The following is a 4,840-nucleotide window of genomic DNA, read 5'->3' as shown; positions in this document are numbered from 1 at the left end:
AACAAATTGAATTAATTCTCTAATCAATTTGAAGGGTGAAATAGCATATTAGCTTCGTTAAAAATTTCTCATTTAGAACAACTAAATAGCAAAATTTTTGCCTTGCCTATATGGATATAGGTACCTTAGCGGTAGCAGGACGCGAGAGCGGTGCTACTAAAGCTATTTCTCCGCTTCAAATAGCTCATTTAATTAATACAATTGGTATAAACTCATGAATTTTATTTCTAACTCAGAGTGAATTGGTATAATCCGCCGCACTGATTTCGATCAAAGCTTTTTTGCACTGTGTGTGAGAGAGTGATCACCATTCAATGAAAGAATAACTAGCTGAGTTCAGAATGAAAAAACACAAAAAGAACAAAGAGATTATGATGCTACCTTTGCTGTTTGTAGTGATCTTAATGTGTGTGGGTGGCCATTTTATTTTGCAACCTAGCTACAAAGATAGCCACATCGTCGAGTACTCTCTAGCTGCACTGCCGTTTTTAATGTTTGCCGTCGTGATTGTCGCTATTAAAATAGCCATAAAAGCAGATAACGATGAAAACAATGAGGGTGAGGGCTAAAGTATCCCTCACATTGGCTATAGAGGATGATAACCAAACCACAACGGGGTAAGCGGTGTTGATTGGCCACTGTGGGTGAGCTTGATATTTAATTTTTGATCAAATAAATCAATCGTAAAGCAGTCATCTACATCATGTAAATCGTCTTTATGAATATGACTAAAGCCACTAAGCAAATACGCTTTTGCTTTCTCTTTTGCTTCATGTGCACTCGTTGCAACGAACAGCCCAAAGTCATGCGCCTCAGCTAAACTATCCGGCTTATATCCCCCCAAGTTCACAAAGTACAAATGCTCAGCTTGCTCAACTCGCTCTTCAGTAAGTTCAATGGCATAGCCATCGGCATGTTCAATGATTGTGTAGCTGTCCATATGCACCGAGTTTTTATCACCAACCCATTGCTGCTTTAATTTGGGATAAGCTTCTTCAATTGTATTTGCCGCGACAAAGCGCACATCATGCATTTCAATATGGCAACCTTGAATACGGCCACCTAGGTATACAACAAACAACTTCACTTTGACTCTCCACTCCTTTAAAACCCAAGTATACTCTCAACTCAAAGACTTGGCTTTATTGAGTTAGATGATTATTCTGAATAAACATTCTCAGTGAAGGACAATATAATGAAAAAAACATTCCTCGCGCTTTTGGCTAGCTTTAGCCTGTCATCAACAGCTCAAGTAACCTTAATTCACAATGTAAATGGTTATACACCGACTAAATCACAGCAAGTTGAGCGCTTTTCTTCTTTGGTCATTAAAGACGGTAAAGTCGTAAAAACGAGTCCAAAGGATCTCAGCGCCCAATACCCGAGTGCAACTAAGTTTGATGGTGAGGGAAAAACCCTATTACCTGGTTTAATTGATGCGCACGGTCATATCATAGGCCTTGGCAATAATTTACTCACACTCGACGTGCGCGGTAGCAAAACCATTGCAGAAGTAGGAAAGCGGCTTAGCCACTACGCAAAAGCCCATGAAGGTGAATGGATAATAGGTCGAGGCTGGGATCAAACCTTATGGCCTGGCGGACAGTTCCCAACCGCAGCCGATCTCGACAAATACGTAAAAGATAAGCCCGTCATGCTCACTCGAGTAGATGGTCATGCTATTTGGGTAAACTCAAAGACGATGGCGCTTGCCAACATTTCGAAATCAACAAAGACGCCTGAAGGCGGTGAAATCATTACACTGAATAGCGGTATGCCGAGCGGGATTTTTATCGACAAGGCAGAAGATCTTATTCGCACTCATGTCCCTGCTCAGTCGGTTTCTCAGGTAAACGAGGCGCTGAATAAAGCCGGAGCACACTTGCTGAGTTTAGGCATTACCTCAGCTCATGATGCTGGGATTGACCACACCACGTGGCAGGTTTACCAAGCACGCGCCAAGGAACACTCAATGCCTCTACGCGTCTACGCTATGCTCAGTGCAAGCTCCCCCAAACTCGCGGAGATGTTAGACGCCGGAGTAATCAAAGATACACGAGATCAACTCTCTATTCGTAGTGTAAAAATTTATGCTGATGGTGCACTTGGCAGCCGAGGTGCGGCACTTATTCGCGACTATCATGATCGCAAAGGCCACAAAGGGCTGATGCTCGAAAATCAAGCGACGCTTGAAGCATTGATCACCCAAGCCATACGCAGCGGCTACAGCGCACACACGCACGCCATTGGCGATAGAGCGAATCGCATCGTGCTCGACTCATACCAACACGTTTTTAAAAAAGCAGGTGGCAGACTGCTCAGAAATCGTATTGAGCACGCACAAATTGTCCATCCGGATGATATCCCCCGCTTTAAGAAGCTAGATATCATTCCATCAATGCAGCCTGTGCATGCCACATCTGATATGCATATGGCTGAAAAGCGCCTAGACGACAAACAACTTAGCGGCGCTTACGCCTGGCAAACATTCTTAAAGCAAGGAAGTAGAGTGGCGGCGGGTTCTGACTTTCCGGTAGAGCTTGCAAACCCCTTCCATGGCCTGCATGCCGCTATCACCAGACAAGACCATCAAGATTTACCCAAAGATGGCTGGCGCCCAACAGAAAAGCTAACCAGAGAACAAGCACTCCAAGCATTTACTGTTGATGCTGCTTATGCTGCATTTCAAGAATATAAACTGGGAAGTTTAGAACAAGGAAAGTGGGCCGATTTTATTTTAATCGACCAAGATTACTTTACCGTAACCGAAGATAAAATTGATGATATTAAAGTCGAGCAGACGTGGATTGCAGGTGAACTGAAATATCAGCGTTGATTTTTTTGTAATTTAACCAAGTGGTAGGTGTTAACTAGTGCCAATAGACCATTAGTTAATGCCACCGGCCAAGCTTGGATAAGTGCGCCATAGGCGGTAAAACAAATACAGCCCATTAAATTGAACCAACGCAACTTAGCAACATCGCTCATCATCAAAGAAACGACCAAAAAAGCAGAGGCTAAATAGCCTAAATATTCCCAACTCATTTGTCCTCTCCCCTAAGTTGCGTTAGCATATAGTTTATGCTCGGATTTACGTATCGAGCAGAATAAAAAGGCTAACCCACAAGCCCCTAGAAATTAGCACCAATAAATTAGCTCTAACACGGGAAGTGGGGGTTTAATGGTAATATCGTTTATTAAATTCTTCGCCACAGCGCTGAGATAAAACCGATACTACTTAAACGGTGTGAGTTAGCGTAAAACTGAAAAATTCATGCTAACGTCATTATAGTTTAATAAATAGGACATTTGTCCGAAGAGCCATCTAGATGTTTCAATATCATTTTTCAACCAATTTGGTCGAACAGTTACTCGCTTTTGCTGGTAATAGTTTTCAGCACAGCAAAAAAGAAGTCTTGATCCACCAAGATGAACCATTGAGTAAACTCATATTGGTGACCAGTGGTACTGTGTCTTTTAGTTATGATGTCGGTAACGGCCGCCGCTTATTGCTCGGTCAGCTGGACTGTAACAACACGCTAATTGGTGAAATCGAAGCGCTGAATCACCAGCCTTGTATTTATACCGTGACTTGCTTGAGTGATGTAACCTATCACCTCATTGAGCTAAAGTATTGGCGAAAATTACTGCTAGAGCAACCGGAACTGAGCCTGTATACCGCGCAGACCATCGCCGCTAAGTTTACTGAAAATCAAAAGATAAATTTAGACAAGTTGCTGCTCCCGCTTAGCTACAACATCGCTAAAGATTGCTTATTACGTGCAGAGAATTCAAATCCAACTTTACTTCGTGCCTACTCAACGGTAAGTGCTGAAGCCGAAAGATTTGCGACCACTGAGCGTGCATATCGTCGGGTGGTCAGTGAATTGGTCGAAAAGGGCTTGATAGTACGCAGTAGTGAAGGCTTAAAGCCAGTCGATGTTGATGCGCTTGAGGATTTTGTTGATAGCTTCGCGCAAGCTTAATCTTTCTCGATAAGGATATCTAGGGCGAGTACTTGCTCGCCCTGGAGTACTGATTAACTCATTTTGCAAATAGGTGTTTAATATTTGCTAAGTCTGACTTTCCATCCACTAATTCTTCCGGTGTTAAACCTGACAGCTCGTGAGGGAATACCAACCACTCATCAGACTCGTGGATAAAGTAGTCTGGTGTCATTGGCACTTTTTTATTTGCAGGCTTGTAGTATGGACAAGCAACGCGAATATCGCTAGGCAAGTTCAAACGCATTAGCTCTGCAAGCTTTTCTTTCAACGCAAAAATGCTGCGACCAGAGTCAAACACATCATCAACGATTAGTAATGAGTCGCCAGCATTTGCATTTTCAACGATGTAATGCAGGCCGTGTACTTTGATTTCTTTAGATTGCTTACCAATGCCATAGTAAGAAGAAGTACGCACTGCGATATGATCAGTTTCTATGCCTTTGTAATCGTAGTATTCTTGAACTGCGATACCAATAGGCGCACCACCACGCCAAATACCGATAATAAAGTCAGGTCTAAACCCGTCTTCATAAACTTTAGCGGCTAAGCGAAATGAATCTTCTAGCAATTGTTGCGCTGTGATATAGCACTTATCTGACATAAATACCCCGTTAGGAAGCCCGTGTGATGGTGACAAGCAGCAAGTGCTGCCAATTGATACCAATTACAATTATTTGCAAGCTATAGGCACTTGTGTGATTGGTATAACCGAATATTTTAACGTAAAGCGCAATAAAATGCTGCAATAATAGTGTCTTTTTATTTTCATTTTTTGATTTGGGGAGCCGTATCCTAAAGTTAAAGATCGCCGTTTGAACAGACACCTGCATAGC

Annotated in this window: 7 protein-coding genes; 3 read left to right on the top strand and 4 right to left on the bottom strand. The window is 42.6% G+C overall.

Going from position 1 to position 4,840, the window contains the following annotated elements; genetic code table 11:
• Positions 1 to 341 precede the first annotated feature (341 nt).
• On the top strand, positions 342 to 569 hold the full coding sequence (locus CWC03_RS22270) for a hypothetical protein (protein ID WP_010379194.1): 228 nt from the start codon (positions 342 to 344) through the stop codon (positions 567 to 569).
• A 17-nt stretch (positions 570 to 586) separates the two neighbouring features.
• On the opposite strand, the gene CWC03_RS22265 is transcribed toward CWC03_RS22270, so the two are convergent.
• Positions 587 to 1,087 (bottom strand): DUF1543 domain-containing protein, encoded by a 501-nt coding sequence (locus CWC03_RS22265; protein ID WP_138583710.1) that lies wholly within the window; start codon positions 1,085 to 1,087, stop codon positions 587 to 589.
• A 108-nt stretch (positions 1,088 to 1,195) separates the two neighbouring features.
• On the opposite strand from CWC03_RS22265, the gene CWC03_RS22260 reads away from it, so the two are divergent.
• Positions 1,196 to 2,836 (top strand): amidohydrolase, encoded by a 1,641-nt coding sequence (locus CWC03_RS22260; RefSeq protein ID WP_138583709.1) that lies wholly within the window; start codon positions 1,196 to 1,198, stop codon positions 2,834 to 2,836.
• Here the strand turns inward: CWC03_RS22260 and CWC03_RS22255 are convergent.
• Positions 2,827 to 3,045, bottom strand: coding sequence for a YgjV family protein (locus tag CWC03_RS22255; RefSeq protein ID WP_138583708.1), 219 nt, complete (start codon positions 3,043 to 3,045; stop codon positions 2,827 to 2,829). The genes CWC03_RS22260 and CWC03_RS22255 overlap by 10 nt on opposite strands.
• 284 nt (positions 3,046 to 3,329) lie before the next feature.
• Here CWC03_RS22255 and CWC03_RS22250 point away from each other — a divergent pair, with 284 nt between their 5' ends.
• Entirely contained in the window at positions 3,330 to 3,986 is a 657-nt protein-coding gene (locus tag CWC03_RS22250; protein WP_010607695.1) for a Crp/Fnr family transcriptional regulator, read from the top strand.
• A gap of 58 nt (positions 3,987 to 4,044) precedes the next feature.
• Here the strand turns inward: CWC03_RS22250 and CWC03_RS22245 are convergent, their stop codons facing one another.
• Positions 4,045 to 4,608, bottom strand: coding sequence for a phosphoribosyltransferase (locus CWC03_RS22245; RefSeq protein WP_128728598.1), 564 nt, complete (start codon positions 4,606 to 4,608; stop codon positions 4,045 to 4,047).
• A 10-nt stretch (positions 4,609 to 4,618) separates the two neighbouring features.
• Positions 4,619 to 4,840: hypothetical protein (locus tag CWC03_RS23695; RefSeq protein WP_212748165.1), on the bottom strand; the 222-nt coding region annotated here is incomplete at its 5' end.

Origin of the sequence: Pseudoalteromonas sp. S2755, from assembly GCF_005886535.1 — a bacterium.
Taxonomy (GTDB): domain Bacteria; phylum Pseudomonadota; class Gammaproteobacteria; order Enterobacterales; family Alteromonadaceae; genus Pseudoalteromonas.
This window is presented reverse-complemented; position numbering and strand designations above follow the sequence as displayed.